A 15,653-nucleotide genomic window follows, 5' to 3' on the forward strand; every position below is an offset into this window, starting at 1 on the left:
AAATTGTTAAGAAAATTTACTTTATGTCGATAAACTTGTTTGAGTGATGAAAATTATTTAACAGGTTTGATATCGATGCACGTTTTTCTCTTTCTAATAGCAATAGCTTTTAGCTCCTGTTCGAAGATTAAGTACATTAGCGTTGGTAGTGGTGGCATTTCTATTCCGACAGTCTCTCTTCTAGACTCAGACTCTAGTAGTGAGGAGTTCAGTAATGACTTAACAGTTGGTATTAGTGTCGCAAATACAGATGGTGCGACAAAATTTTGTATTTCTGAAACGCAAACAACTCAACCGACAGACACGGCCACTTGTAATGGTGGGACCTGGACGGCAACTCCTCCAGCAACTTATACTTTCACACCTGGTGAAGGAAGTCGTGATCTCTATGTTTGGACAGCAGATAGCGCTGATCATATTTCTGAAGACCCAATTGTTGGAACAATTGAAGTTGATACCGTTGCACCAACAACGGCCATCACAACTCCTCCCGCTACCGTTATTGATGAATCAAATCAAACAAGTTTTACTCTTAGTGGAAGTTGTAGTGAAGACGACGGTGAAGTTCAAATATCAAATGCAACAAATGCAACGACAACATGCTCTGGTGGTGTCTGGAATGTTGATGTGGATACTGCAGCAATTCCAAATGGTAGCCTCGACTTTGATGTTGTCTATACTGATAGCGCAGGAAACTCTTCAGTTCAAGAAACGATTACTCTTACAAAGAATGTTTCGATGCCTGATCCAACACTTGTCATGTCTTCTAGTGACTCAAATGATTTAACAGTAGGGCTTAGTGTTGGAAATGATACTTATGCAACCATGTGGTGTTTATCTGAAACTCAAGCTACAAAACCGGCCGACACTTCAACTTGTGCAGGTGGAAGTTGGGTGACGACTGAGCCGACTGATTTCACTTTTTCAGCTGGAGCTGATGGATCAAGAACGGTTTATATTTGGACGGCCACAACTGGTGGCCATATTAGTGATAACCCTATCAGTGCCACAGTTAATTACGATACTTCGATTCCAAGTGTGACCATGACAAATACTGCTGGTGAGGTCTTTGGCCCTAGTGCAACTTTATCTGGAACTTGTTCTGAAGATGGTAATGTTACTTTAAGTGGAAACGTAGTGACAAAATCAACAGTGTGTACGGGAGGAAATTGGAGTGATTCATTTGATTTCAGCTCCCAGGCAGATGGTGCAGTAACTGTAAGTGCGACAGTTACAGATAATGCTGGAAATATATCTAGTCCTGAATCAAAAAACTTCTCAAAAACTTCAAGCTACTTACACTCTCTAAATATCGATACAATTAATAGCTACGATATTGCTCTAAGTTACGCAGTCATTAACACAACAAATCTTCAAGCATATAAGTATCAAATTGTAACAGGTACTACGGCACCAAGTGATTGTAGCGCAGGTGTTGATTTTGGAAATACTAATCTCACGCAATCGATTTCTTCCCTTGATCCTTCAACTCAATATAGCCTAACAGTTTGTTATATCGATACTTCAAGTAATACGATTGGACAACAAAGCACAACGTTTACAACGGCAGCAATTGCATCTTCGGGAACAAGCTTAACTTGTTCTGGTGGTGGAGATGTTAATACAACTTGCTATGTAAATGATCTTCAAACCATGGCCGATGCAACAGTCATTTATATTCCTGGTAATCTTGTGATTCAAAGTGGTGGAGACATCTCTTCAAATGCAGTTGAAAAAATAATTATGCAAGTTGATGGAAGCACGACGATTGAATCTGGTGGGAAGATCTCTGCTAACCTAACTCTTTTAAGTACCACAACTCTTGATATCCAGACGGGTGCAAGTATTGATGTTTCAAGTAAAGGTTATGCAGGAGGAGCCAGTGGGGCGGCCAATGGAACAGGTCCTTCTGGTGGTTTTGGTTTTTCTGGTTCAAGTGCTGATCCTGGTGGAGCTGGACATGCTGGCCCTGGTGGTGATGGCCGCTCTAGTGGTGGAACAACTGTCTATGGTTCAAGAACTGAACCTGTTGACTTTGGTTCTGGTGGTGGTGCTGGTGATGCTCAAGCCGGTGGGGCCGGTGGTGGTGCCGTAAAGATTATTGCGACAAATATAAATATCGATGGAAATATTCTTGCTCAAGGTGGAACAGGTGTTCAGACTTGTTGTGACCAAGGTGCCGGTGGCTCTGGCGGGTCACTGTGGATTACTTCTCAAACCACAATTACGGGAAGTGGAACGATCTCTGTTAATGGTGGGAATGCTGGTGCCATTGATGGTTCTCAGGGAACTGGTGCTGGATCAGCTGGACGTCTTGCAATCTATCAAAACTCTGGAGTCTATACATTTAATGGGACGATTGGTGTTTCAGGTGGAAGTGTCGGAACACGTGCTTCTGATGGTAGCTTCTATTTAGGGCTTGCAAGTAATGATCAACTTTGTGATAGTGGAAACTTTTCTTCAACATGTACTATCAATACTGCCAAAGTCATCGGTGGTGATACGAATATTACAAGCGGAAACTTAACAATTGATACAACAGGAAACCTAAGTATTAAGGGCCTTGATTCCGACTTTGCCTTTAACAATGCTGCAGGTAATTTTACGATTGCATCAGGTGGTGTCTTATCAATGGATGCAATGACGGCCATTAGCAATATTGTTGCAAATAATTTCAACATGGCCGGTACGTTAAATGCTAATATTTCAGATTCAACGATTTCAAACGCAACGATCTCTGGTTCTATAAACGCCAATAATAAGGGTTACTTTGGTGGCCGTGCGATGGGCAACGGTGGTGGACCTGCTGGTGGTATAGGAACTGATGATAATGGTGGTGGCGGTGGCCACGCAACTGATGGCTTTAATGGTAATGCTGGGACGGCCGGAGCTCCTGCATATGGTTCAATTAGTGCTCCTGTTGATTACGGTTCAGGTGGAGGTGCTGGTGGTTCACGTATTGGTGGAAGCGGCGGTGGTGCCGTTAAGTTAAGTGTGACAAATACTTTAGATATTTCAGGTTCAATCTCTGCCAATGGTGGCAATGGCCAAGAAAGTAGTGATATCTCAGGTGGTGGTGCCGGAGGCTCAATTTGGCTTTCAGCTGACAACTTAATTTTGGCAGCAACTCTTACAGCAACAGGTGGGACTTCTGGTCACACGAATTCAGGCGGAAACGGAGCAGGAGGTAGAATCTCTATTATCGCGAACCAAGCAACTGTTAGTGCAGGGGTTAGTCATCTTGCTGGACGTGGTGTTGCTGAGGGAACTGCTTATGTAAACATCCCAAATATTTATCCAATTTGTAGTGGTGGTGGAGATGTCCTTACTACTTGTTATATCAATGACACACAAACATTAATGGCCAATGTTACTTATACCATTTTAGGAAATTTAACTCTTCAAAGTGGCGCTCTTGTACAAACACCAGATGCAACTAGTATAGAGCTTAATATTGGTAGTAATCTTGTGATTGAATCTGGCGCAACACTTGCGGCGAATATAACTGAACTTAATGCGACAAATATTGATATTCAGTCTGGTGGTGCCATTAATCTTAATGGCCGTGGTTACACTGGAGGACGAGATGGTGGTGCCGATGGAAAAGGCCCTTCTCCAGGTTTAGGAAATGGTACTGATGAATCTGGTGGTGCTGGACACGCATCTCCTGGTGCAAATGGAGAAGGTGGATCAACTACAGGTGGTAGCGTTACTTATGGTGTTGCCAGCGCTCCAATTGAATACGGATCAAGTGCTGGCTCTTCAAATGGGCGAGATGGTGGAGATGGTGGAGGTGCCATTAAAATCATTACAGATGACTTAATTGTTAATGGTTCCTTAACTGCTAATGGTACTGATGGGGCATCTAGCTCTATTTATGCAGCTGGTGGTGGAGCTGGTGGATCAATTTGGCTACAGGTTAACAATTCATTTTCTGGTACAGGATTAATTACAGCAAAAGGTGGTGCAGGTATGACATATACCTACGGAGCAGGGAGTGGTTCTGGGGGCCGTATTGCTATTGAGTTTAATGGTGCTTCATATGGCTTCTCTGGAAATGTTTTAACGACAGGTGGCCTTGGAAAGAAAAGGGCCGGAGATGGAACGTTTTATTTAGCTCTATCAAATCCTTCAGCGATTTGTGATAGTGGTGATCTCGTTTCAACTTGCTTTATTAATCAAAGTAAAACAATTGGTGCAAATTATACAATCAATGCAAATAACTTAGAAATTGCAGATAGTGTTTCTCTGTCTATTGATGGCCTTAATCCGGGTATTGCAGTTGACCTAACTGGTAACTTAACTCTTAAGCCTAACTCAAGTATCTCATATCCTGCCAATGCTCGTGGTATTGAACTGCTCGCAGATGGAAATGTAACATTAGAAACAAATGCAACGATTCTAGCTAATCTCACAAATCTTGAGGCCCAAACACTTGAGCTCCAAACAGGATCAAGCCTCAACGCAAAAGGGCTTGGATATCTTGGGGCCGGTCTTGGCCGTCAAGATGGTTTTGGGATCTCTCCTGGACTTTCAAATAATACAGATGAAGCCGGTGGCGGTGCTCACGCATCTGCTGGTGGTAATGGAGAAAATGCTTCGACTCTAGGTGGTCAATCTCCATATGGTAGTGCAACCAATCCTGTTGACTATGGTTCAGGTGGAGGAGCTTCTAAGAATATTTCTGGTGGTAATGGTGGAGGCGCCATTAAGATTGTGGCCAACGATATTATTCTAAATGGGAGTATTCTAGCACAAGGAAATGACGGAGCGACTACTTCTATTTATGCTTCAGGTGGTGGTGCCGGAGGTTCTGTTTGGATTCAAGCGGCCAATTCAATTATTGGAAGTGGAAATATTCTTGTTTCTGGTGGCGAAGGTAAATTGTATTACTACGGAAGTGGTAGTGGTTCTGGTGGAAGGCTCTCAATTGAACTTGCAGGTAGTAATTATAACTTAACAGGTATTGTTAATACTAATGGTGGCTCTAGTAGTAAGCACGGGGGCCCTGGAACATTTCATTTAGGACTTTCAACTAACGATGCTATTTGTGATAGTGGTAATTTTGCAACTACTTGTACAATTGCTTCAACTAAACCATTAGGAAATAATATTGTTCTTACTGGTGCGAATCTTATTCTATCTCCAAGTGCAGGACTTGCAATTTCTGGTCACAATGGAAATTTCTCAATTGATTTAACAGGAAGCCTAAGCCTTCAAGCTGGCTCAAGTATCACTTATACAGAATATCTTCGATCGATTTCAATTGCGGCCGACACGGCCATCACAATTGAGAATGGATCATCAATTAATGCGAACCTATCTCTTCTTGAAACGTCTGCTTTTGATCTTCAATCTGGTGGCCTAATAAGTGCTGTCGGACTTGGGTACTACGGTTCTAGAAATCGTCTTGAAGAAGGTTTTGGGCCTTCTCCTGGACTCACTAATAGTAATGATGAAGCTGGGGGCGGGGCCCACGGTGGAAATGGTGGTAATGGTGAAAACGCAACATCGACTGCAGGTGGAAATAGTCCATATGGTAGCTTAACTGCTCCTATCACTTTTGGTTCAGGTGGTGGTTCATCTGGAAATTACCGAGGTGGTAATGGTGGTGGTGCCATTAAAATTATTGCTGATACAGTAAATGTTGATGGTGAGATTAAGGCCGATGCCAATGCTGGTGCAGGTGCAAGTATTTACGCTGCGGGTGGTGGTGCTGGTGGTTCCATTTGGATTACTGCTAACACAAGTTTTACTGGTACAGGAAATATTCAGGCCAAAGGTGGTAACTCTGGTGGACGTGGTGCTGGTTCAGGATCAGGCGGCCGATTATCAGTTGATTTTACAACTTCAACTAATACATTTTCTGGAATGTTCGACTATGGGCCTGGTTCTTCAACTCATCCAGGAGATTTTGGAACTTTATATCTAGCTTACTCAACATTAGATCAATTCTGTGATGTTGGAACAAGTGGAACGACTTGTGAAATTAACAATGCTAAGTGGCTACCGAGTGATCTCTTTGCTGGTAACTTAACAATAAATAATGATATTTATCTCTATGATAGCGCTACAAATATTAACGTTACTGGTGATCTACTTGTGAAATCTGGAGCAACGATTCAGTCACAAAATCGTGATAAGTACACATTCGATATTTCTGGAAATGCTACGATTGAAGCGGGGGCAACGATGAAAGTTAACCTTGCTGACTTTATTGCTACAAATCTCGATCTTGCCGGAACAGTTGATGTTTCACAAAGAGGTTATACGAGTACGACAGGCCCTGGTGGAGGTAAAGACTCTAGTGGTGGAAATAATCATGGCGGTGGAGCTAGTTATGGAAGTATTGGTGGGCAAGGTTATAGTGCCAATACTTGGGGAAATCTTTATGGTGATGAAACTGCGCCAACTGATTTCGGTTCTGGTGGTGGACGCCATGCACATGCTGCCGGTGGTGAAGGTGGTGGTGCCGTTAAGTTTTCTATTTCAAACTTAACAAATTTTACAGGATCAATTTTATCTAATGGTGGAAATGGTACTTATATATCAGGTAACTATGGTTCAGGTGGCTCTGGTGGTTCAATATGGATTAATACTGGTTCAATTACTGGAAATGGATCAATGGCCGCTCAAGGTGGTTCTGCAACTGGATCATATAGTGGTCATGGTGGCGCGGGGCGAATTGCAATCACGATGACAGATATTAGTGGTGTATATCAATATGGTGGAACAATTGATATGAAAAATAACGATCATGGTATTGATGAGGGTTCATTCTATGTATCATTAATGGATCAGGATTCAATTTGTACAACAGGTGACTTCGCAACGACCTGTACAGTTAGTAATGATCTAACTCTAGGTGGGGTGCAAAGCTTTACTGGTGCCGGAAACTTTATTCTTGATACAGCTATGACCCTTAGAACTTATGGGAATAATACTGATGTAGGTTTTGATATTAGTGGGAATTTCTCAACAGAAACTTCTAGTTTAATTTCTGCAAGTAAAGATATTACTCAAATCCATTCAGGTGGTGTTGTCACTTTTGATGGAGCTGTTGAAGCTGGGCTTCCTGATGTGTATGCAATCGGTGATATTAATGTAAATGCTTCTATTTCTTCTCTTGGTAAAGGGGAGCTTCCTGGCCGAATTGGTCATAATGGATATGGAGTGGCAGGTGGACTTGCCTGTTCAGGTGGAAATAATCCAGCTGGAGCGGGTGGACACGCTGGAGCCGGTGGTAATGGTTATTGTACAAATAGTGGAATTACATATGGTAGTGCAACTGAGCCAAATACGCCAGGATCTGGTGGTGGAAGTGATGACTCGGGTGATTACAGTGGTGGTGCTGGTGGTGGTGTCATCTGGTTAGTTTCAGATGCTAATGTTAATATTTCCGCTGCAGTCGATTCAAATGGTGTTAATGGAAATTTCTCTGGTGCAACAGGTGGCTCTGGAGCTGGTGGTTCGGTTTATGTAAAAGGTCTTACTTGTGATGGTAGTGGAAATATTTCGACAATTGGTGGGTCAAATACGACAGGTTATCGCGGATCAGGTGGCGGTGGTGGCCGTATTCACGTAAATTGTGGAACGAATAATTGGCTTGGACTTGCTGATGCCTCTGGTGGACTTGGTGCCGATGCTAGTCGCGATGGAGGAGTCGGAAGCGTTGATTATACAGTTATTCCATAAGCGTGCCATGCACCTTTGGTTTCGCACCTGCTAAATAATCTCTTTGTACTTTCGTATTTAGCAGGTGCGAAACCAAAGGTGCATGGCACCCTCTTACCAAGACCAGTACTTAACAGTTAAAGCAACAAGTAGGCATGGAAAGAGGATGATCACAGTAAAGAGCAAAAAGTTAAATGCATAGAACTCTGGATCTTGAAAAAATTTAGTTATCATTTTCTTTAGTGACATGTTGGCGCTCCTGGCGCTGGACTCCACATCATATACACGCGGTAGACGATTGTAGCAGTTCCAATAATTAAAAATAGGTAAGGGACACCAGCTTGAATTCTGCTTGGGAATTTTATCTTCCTAATGGCACTTGGCCCAAGGACCAGCCCAGGAAGTGTTCCTAGCCAAAAGAAGAAAACAAAGAGTGCCGCTAGTGCAGGTGAGGCCGCACTTATCGCTAGTGCTAACATCGCCCATAGAAGCCCACATGGAAGAAGAACACTGATACTCCCAATTGAGAAATTAAAGAGGTGAGGTTTATTTCCGACTTTCTTTGAAATCTTTGGCCAAAGCTTGGCATTCAAGTTGTGTAATTTTTGTGAAACTATTTGAGCAAATTTAAAATTTGAAAATTTAAAAAGCCTTTTAAGTCCCATCCAGATTAAGATCAAACCAATACTCAAACCAGAAAATAGCATGAGGTAAGGGTTTGATTTGATATCTAAGATTGTAAAGCCAAGCACTGGAATAACCAGTGCTGTGGCCATGTAGCCCAAGAGTCTTCCTACTTGGTAGGACATGTTTTGACTAAAGGACTTAGAGACGGCCATGGTAATTCCACCACACATTCCCACGCAGTGGAAATTAGCAACAAGTCCCATTGTAAGACCTGCGCTTATGATAACGTATGGTGAGATTCCCTGTAGACTACTTAGCTGGTCCAACGAGTACCGCCTCTTTTATGATCTCTTCATTTGTGTCGAGATCTCTTATGATAAAATTAAATTTTAAGCTTCCATTAGTTAGCACTTCATTGTTAAAGACAATGAAGACAATTTTTCTTTCGTGATTCGATTTGAAAACGAAAGGGTTTCTTGGCATCTTTAACTCGTAAGAGCCTTCTTTTATACCTTGGACTGCAACTTCGATATTTCTTTCGACAATTTCACCACTTTGTTCAATGACGATATGAAAGTGGTTTCTCGTTGTTGTCGGTGTACTTACAGTAAACGGTACTCCTGGTCCTCTAAGGACTGTTGTTGTGATTCCTTGTGATAAAGACAGACTATAAATAAATCCGATAACTAGACCTATAAGGACAACAAGATAGCCGATATTTCTAATCGAGAGAATATGGCGGCCTTTACCTTCTATATTACTTTGAGTGTCGTAACGAATTAGCCCCTTAGGTCGATTCGTTTTTAACATGATGTCGTCACATGCATCGATACAATTTGTGCAAGCGATACATTCAAGTTGCACACCACGTCTGATGTCAATTCCTGTTGGACAGGCCTTAACACACGCATAGCAGTTGATACAATCACCATGCTCTTCCGGTTTCATTCCAGGCTGACGTCTTGGTTCACCACGCTTTTCATCGTAAAGAATAGCCAGTGAGTTCTCATCCATGATTACAGACTGCATTCTTCCGTAAGGACAAGCAATAATACAAAACTGCTCTCTAAACCAACCAAAGTCTAAAAGGACAATCGTTGTGATAAGGAGCATGATTGTAAATAGTGTAAAGTTTTCTGCTGGATTTTGAAAACTGACAGAGAGTAGGTGATGTGTTCCTACAAAATATCCCAAAAACGTATGTGAGATATGTAGAGAGACGGCAAGAAAGGCAATCCACTTAAGTGATTTCTTGATAACTTTCTCTTTCGTCCATGGCCCTTCAGCTAGTTTCTTTCTCGCTCTTGGTTTCCCTTCAATAAGGGCCTCAAGCTTGAGGAAAATAGAGGAGATAAAAACTGTTTGAGGACATGCCCAACCACACCAAACGCGCCCAAAAATACTTGTGATAAACCCGATGAAAAATAAAAAACCGAGTATCACAAATATTAAAATAGGCGCATTGTGGGCATAAAATTTGTATGTAAAGAATGAAAATTCTCTGGCCGGGATATTAAGGAGAATCATTTGTTCTCCTTGAATATATATCCACGGCAAGACGAGATAGACAAAAATCAGAAACCAATAGAATATCTCACGCCTGGTTTTCCAGATGCCTTTTACTTCTTCTGGGAACAGGAAGACGCGGTGTCCACTATCATCAGTTGTACCTAGTCTTGATTCGTGTAATTCAAATTGTGATTTCTTTGCCATTTCTTTCTCTTTTATTTCTTATTCGCTAAGTAGCTCACCTTGTGGCTCTTTAGCTTTTGCAGGAGTTGTTCCTTGCAGTGCTATTACATGGTCAGTAACGGCCATGATGTCTTCCTTGCTTAGGATGTCTCCCCAAGCAGGCATCCCCATATCTTCATTACCATGAACAACAAACTTATAGATTTGTTCTGGATCAAGTTTTGTAATATTAATCCAGTGCTTATCTGTTAAGTTTGGACCGATATCCCCACCACCATCGTCTAAGTGGCAAGCGGCACAGTTTTCAATGAAGACAGTGTTACCAAGTTCTTTTGCAGCAGGTGTTGCTACATAGCTATCGTATGCTTGGATATCAAAGTTAGCAGTATTAGCTGCTTCAGCATCGATGATCTTTTGCATTTGTGCCATATCCATTTTGTATGTATCCATCAGAGTTGGCCCGTCCATTAGGACGTAGTACATAAAGTATGGGATAGAGAAGATAAATGAAAGTGCCCAAACTCCTGTCCACCAGCTAGGTAGAGGGTGGTTAAGCTCCTGAATACCATCGTATTCATGATCCATAACAAGATCTTTCTCATCTTCAAGTACGATATTTTCTTGCTTCGATTTGTTATTTTCGTTAGTCATTGTTGCTTCCTTTGTTTTCATTAACGACTGCCTCGCCGTCAGAAAGTGCATTGTTGGCAACTTCTTCATAAAGCTCTTTTGAGCCCGGTCTCATCGACCAGAAGAAGGCGCCCAAGAAGATGGCCGCGAAAATGAATAGCGACACTGCTGGCATCCATTCCCACGGCATATTTTGCATTACTTCAGATTTCATCTCTATTCCTCTGACTTCGATTCTTTTGTATCGATTCCAAGTCTTTGTAGATACGCAATTAGTGCGATGATTTCCTTATCTTGCATTTTCATTGGAACACCAAACTCATTTAATCCCTTAGTGATTTGAGTTGCTTGCTCCATTGCAAGATCAATTGCATTTGTTACTTCATCTTCGCTATATGGAGTACCTAGGGCAACCATAACGTCCATTTTCTTCGGAAGCATTTTGAAGTTAACTTTTTTCTTAGTTAGCCAATCATAATTAGGCATGATTGATCCAGCTGTCACTTCACGTGGGTTGATCATGTGACGGTAGTGCCACATATCATTGTATTTTCCACCAACGCGAGCTAGATCTGGTCCAATACGACGTGATCCCCATTGGAATGGCCTATCGTATACAGATTCCGCAGCAGTTGAAGGGTTTCCGTAACGAAGTTTCTCGGCAACTGTTGGACGAATTTGTTGAGAGTGACATACGTAACATCCTTCTTTAACGAAGATATCTCGTCCCATAAGCTCTAGAGGAGTGTATGGTTTAACTCTTGGATCTACTTCGACAAATTTATTTGAAAGCATTGAAGGAATAATTTCAATTGCTCCACCAACAATGATTGCAATTAAAGTTAGAACAGTAAAAGTTACAGGAAGCCCCTCAAGCTTTCTGTGAGTTTCAGCATTTGCATCTTCAGGGTGAGCTGAAATAGGTGCCGCTTTAAACACTTCTTGCGATTCTTCTTTGTCTTTGTTTGCATACTTAGCTTTCTTATAAGTCATCCATAGGTTGAAGATCATTAAGAAGAAACCAAGTAGAACAAATACACCACCAAATGCACGTACCCAGTACATTGGAATAACTTTAATAACTGTTTCAATAAAGTTAGGGTAAACAAGTTTTCCTGTCGCATCTACTGCACGCCACATTAGACCTTGAGTAATACCAGCAACCCACATTGACATCATATAAAGTAGAAGACCGATTGTTGCTAACCAGAATTGTGCGTTTGCAATTTTCTTAGAGTATAGCTCTGTCTTCCAAAGTTTTTCGACACAGTAATATAGGACACCAACGATTAGCATATAGTTCCAACCGATTGTACCAGCGTGAACGTGACCTACAACCCAGTCAGTGAAGTGACCGATGTAGTTTACTGATTTAATCGAAAGTAGTGGTCCTTCAAATGTTGCCATACCGTAGAATGTTACAGCAGTAGCAAAGTACTTTAAGATTGGTTCAGTTCTAACTCTATCCCAAACACCTCTTAGTGTTAGAAGGAAGTTGATCATCCCACCCCAAGAAGGCATCCATAGGATAATTGAAAAAGTCATACCAAGTGTCTGTACCCAGTCTGGAACAGATGAGTATAGAAGGTGGTGAGGACCTGCCCAAATATAAATAAATACTAGAGACCAATAGTGGATAATCGAAAGTCTATATGAATAGATCGGACGATTAGCTGTTTTTGGTAAGAAGTAGTAGATGATTCCTAAGAACGGAGTTGTTAGGAAGAAGGCAACAGCGTTGTGCCCATACCACCATTGAACAATCGCATCTTGAACACCAGCGTAAACAGGATAAGACTTTAAAAAGCTAACTGGTACAGAAAGAGAGTTGAAGATGTGAAGTACAGCAATTGTTACAATTGTTGCAATGTAGAACCAAAGGGCCACATACATATGACGTTCACGTCTCTTAATTAGTGTACCAATGAAGTTTACAGCAAAGACGACCCAAATAACTGCAATGGCAATATCAATTGGCCATTCTAGTTCGGCATACTCTTTCCCTGTTGTAATACCCAGTGGTAGTGTTAGTGCTGCTGAAACAATAATCAGCTGCCATCCCCAAAAGTGTACCCAAGATAAGAAATCTGAAAAGATTCTCGCCTTACATAACCTTTGAGTTGAATAGTAAACCCCTAGAAACATCCCGTTTCCAACAAATGCAAAAATCGCAGCATTTGTGTGAAGTGGTCTTAGACGGCCAAATGTTGTCCATTCTATACCTAGGTTAAGTTTCCAATAGGCCAATTGAAAAGCGATGAAAACACCCATAAATAGTGCAATCGCCCCCCAGAAAACTGTCGCCATTAGAAAAGCTTTCGATATCTTATCGTTATACGAGAACTCTTCTAGATTGGCATTCGTACTCATGCTCATAATCATTCTTCCTTTTTTTGGTTGTGAACAATATTATTATTCTCTTCTTCAAATAAAACTCTAATGGATGGCGTATCCAAGTCATCATATTGACCTGACTTAGTTGCCCAAATAAAAATCAATAGGAATCCTACTGCTAAGAATATTGCAATCGGTAATAGAACGATAATGACTTCCATCAGCTTTTTCCTTTATTTTTTAACATTCTCTTATCAAATCCGATTAATGGAAGAGTGCTCGATAGTAGAACTGTTAATGAACTGATTGGCATCAAAATCGCTGCGTGCAGTGGTGTAATAATATGCATTAGCGCCAATGTGATTCCCACGATATTATAAGTAACTGCAAACATAATATTTCGGCGTAGTGTACCTTTCACATTACGTGCAACTTTAAATAAGACTTTTATCAAATTTAGATCTTCTTGTGGCAGATAGATATCACAGCTTCTAAGAGCAATATCAGCTTGTGCACCAATGGCAATGGATACATTGGACTTAATCATGGCCAGAGCATCATTGTCGCCATCACCAACAAAGACAACATTTTCTAGCTTATCAGCAAGCTCTAGCTTCTGTTCTGGGCTTTGTTCGATATAAAGGCTAGACTCATTAATGCCGGCTTCACTTGCGATCTTTTTGGCCATCTCAGAGGCATCACCTGTTGAGAGGTGAATATCAATATTTCTTTGTTGTAAGAAGCCTACAAGATCTCTTGATTCAGGTCTGATACTATCTTCGATCTTGAAAGTTGCAATGATTTCGTCGTTTGCATAAAGTGCAATCTCACCATCAAGAACACCCTTTCCAATAAAGTAAGTTGTATTCTCGATTTGTGCTTTAACACCTTTTCCTGTTAAGACTTCAGCAACAATATCGGCATATTTTGAAAGATCAGTATTCGATAGTTTTTGTTTTGAATACTTCTTTAAAGCAAAAGCAATAGGGTGTTGGGCAGCTCGTTCTAGAGTAAACGTTAAGGCAAGAATCTCTTGATCACTTAAGTCTGAGTGATTAGTGAAGCTACTTACTGCAAATTTTCCTTTTGTCAGAGTTCCTGTCTTATCAAAGATGATATTCTTGGCATTATTTAACTCTTCAAGGCTTAATTCATTTTTAACGTAGATTCCATAAGACTTAAGCTTGTTTATTCGAGTTGCAACAACTATTGGTGTGGCCATGGCAAATGCACATGGGCAACCAACAATTAATATCGCTAAAATGACCTCAAATGATCTTGAGAGATTTCCTGTCATTAGGCCTTGTATAAGTGCCACAATACTTAGAATGATAATTCCAATTGTAAAATAGCGTGAGATTTTTTGTGCCCATACATTTGCCGGATTTTTAACAATCGTATTATTTTCAATAGCTGAAAGGTTCTTACCTAGTTTGGTTTGTGTACCAATGGCACTAATTTCAAGTGCTAGGTCATTGCTTAAGCTTACTGCTCCCGCTGCAATAAAGTCACCTTTATTGACTACTAATGGGCGGCTCTCCCCAGTGTTGATTGAGTTAAGAATAAGGGCCTTCTCACTAGCAAGTTTTCCGTCATAGATAATTCTTTCATCTTCTTCAAAGACAACATGGTCTCCAACCTCTACCTCATTAGAAAAAACATGCTTAATTTCATCGCCTTCAACCTTCTTCACACCTGTGTTTAGAAAGAGTGAAGAGATTCCCTTTGTTGACATGGACTTTTGAGTCAGCATCTTCACAAAGTAGCGAGAAAGAAGAATTAGAAAGACAAGTGTTGTAATTGAATCAAAGTAAACTGGGCCTGACTCTCTAAAGAAGTTAATTGCAGACAGTAGGAAGCCAAAGACAATGGCCATTGCTAAAGGAATATCAACATTCGTACTTCTAAGTCTAATAGCACTGACACTATTAACTAGAATTGGTTTGGCACTGTAAAGAATGACAGGAAGACAAAAAGCAAAACTGATTCCATCAAATAACTTAACGTAATCACCTGTTGCCCCTGCATAGTTGGATACTGCATAGATCATGATATTACTCATGGCCGAAGCAGCGACTCCAATTTGCAGAATGTCGCGACGATCACTTAGTTTCTTTTCCTGATCTTTTTCAATATTAAATGGGTGAGGAGTGTAGCCAAGTTGCGCAAGTGTTGCTGCAAGCTTTGCAATCGAGTAGGGCCTCTTTGTATCAATTGTGAAGCTACCTAAGTTGTTTCCAATATTAACCTGGGCCTCGATGACCGAGTTTTCTAATTTTGAAATTCTTTCAATGAGCCAGATACAAGCAAAGCAGTGGACACCCTCTAGTAAGAAGTGAACCTTAAGCTTATCTCCTTCGATTGTGACGTACTCACGAATGAAGGCTTCGCTATCCATATATTCAAATTTACTTGTCGAGTTACTAGGTCGCTCTTTTAAGCTATTCGCTTGAGAGCCCTGCTCATTTTGATAACGGTAAAAGTCTTCAAGGTTATTACTAAGAAGAAGAGAGTGGACACTCATACACCCATAGCAACAAAACTTTTCCAATTTGCCATCTCTTTCATTAGTGATCAGCTCACCAGGGGCAATTTCTTCAGAGCAGTGAAGACACACTTGTGCCTCGCAAGACTGACTCTTGCTTGTGATACTTTGGATATCCATCTCTTTATTCTTGTTAGTTATTTTTTTTTTA

General features: G+C 41.0%; 9 protein-coding genes. 1 reads left to right on the plus strand and 8 read right to left on the minus strand.

Features of this window, described 5'->3' with window-relative positions; all coding sequences use genetic code 11:
* The first annotated feature begins 39 nt into the window (after positions 1-39).
* Positions 40-7,695 carry a beta strand repeat-containing protein gene (locus ACRXC1_RS06405; protein ID WP_433657398.1) on the plus strand — a complete coding sequence of 2,552 codons (7,656 nt, stop codon included), beginning with the start codon at positions 40-42 and terminating at the stop codon, positions 7,693-7,695.
* A gap of 93 nt (positions 7,696-7,788) precedes the next feature.
* On the opposite strand, the gene ACRXC1_RS06410 is transcribed toward ACRXC1_RS06405, so the two are convergent.
* The 8 genes from ACRXC1_RS06410 to ACRXC1_RS06445 are packed head-to-tail and all read right to left on the minus strand — an operon-like array spanning position 7,789 to position 15,622.
* Positions 7,789-7,923 carry a hypothetical protein gene (locus ACRXC1_RS06410; RefSeq protein ID WP_021266605.1) on the minus strand — a complete coding sequence of 45 codons (135 nt, stop codon included), beginning with the start codon at positions 7,921-7,923 and terminating at the stop codon, positions 7,789-7,791.
* Complete coding sequence (locus ACRXC1_RS06415; RefSeq protein ID WP_433657400.1) at positions 7,914-8,627, minus strand: sulfite exporter TauE/SafE family protein; 714 nt, start codon at positions 8,625-8,627, stop codon at positions 7,914-7,916. The genes ACRXC1_RS06410 and ACRXC1_RS06415 overlap by 10 nt, the downstream gene beginning before the upstream one ends.
* Positions 8,611-10,014 carry a cytochrome c oxidase accessory protein CcoG gene (gene ccoG / locus ACRXC1_RS06420; RefSeq protein ID WP_433657402.1) on the minus strand — a complete coding sequence of 468 codons (1,404 nt, stop codon included), beginning with the start codon at positions 10,012-10,014 and terminating at the stop codon, positions 8,611-8,613. Before ccoG ends, ACRXC1_RS06415 begins: the two co-directional genes overlap by 17 nt.
* Before the next feature lie 18 nt (positions 10,015-10,032).
* On the minus strand, positions 10,033-10,644 hold the full coding sequence (locus ACRXC1_RS06425; RefSeq protein WP_433657404.1) for a cbb3-type cytochrome c oxidase N-terminal domain-containing protein: 612 nt from the start codon (positions 10,642-10,644) through the stop codon (positions 10,033-10,035).
* Positions 10,637-10,837: a cbb3-type cytochrome c oxidase subunit 3 gene (locus tag ACRXC1_RS06430; RefSeq protein ID WP_021267131.1), complete on the minus strand. Its 201-nt coding sequence runs from the start codon at positions 10,835-10,837 to the stop codon at positions 10,637-10,639. Before ACRXC1_RS06430 ends, ACRXC1_RS06425 begins: the two co-directional genes overlap by 8 nt.
* A gap of 2 nt (positions 10,838-10,839) precedes the next feature.
* Entirely contained in the window at positions 10,840-12,993 is a 2,154-nt protein-coding gene (gene ccoN / locus ACRXC1_RS06435; protein WP_433659900.1) for a cytochrome-c oxidase, cbb3-type subunit I, read from the minus strand.
* An 8-nt stretch (positions 12,994-13,001) separates the two neighbouring features.
* Entirely contained in the window at positions 13,002-13,178 is a 177-nt protein-coding gene (ccoS, locus tag ACRXC1_RS06440; protein ID WP_392855879.1) for a cbb3-type cytochrome oxidase assembly protein CcoS, read from the minus strand.
* Entirely contained in the window at positions 13,178-15,622 is a 2,445-nt protein-coding gene (locus ACRXC1_RS06445; RefSeq protein WP_433657407.1) for a heavy metal translocating P-type ATPase, read from the minus strand. The genes ccoS and ACRXC1_RS06445 overlap by 1 nt, the downstream gene beginning before the upstream one ends.
* Positions 15,623-15,653: the final 31 nt, after the last annotated feature.

The organism is Halobacteriovorax sp. GFR8, from assembly GCF_050955245.1.
GTDB lineage: Bacteria > Bdellovibrionota > Bacteriovoracia > Bacteriovoracales > Bacteriovoracaceae > Halobacteriovorax_A.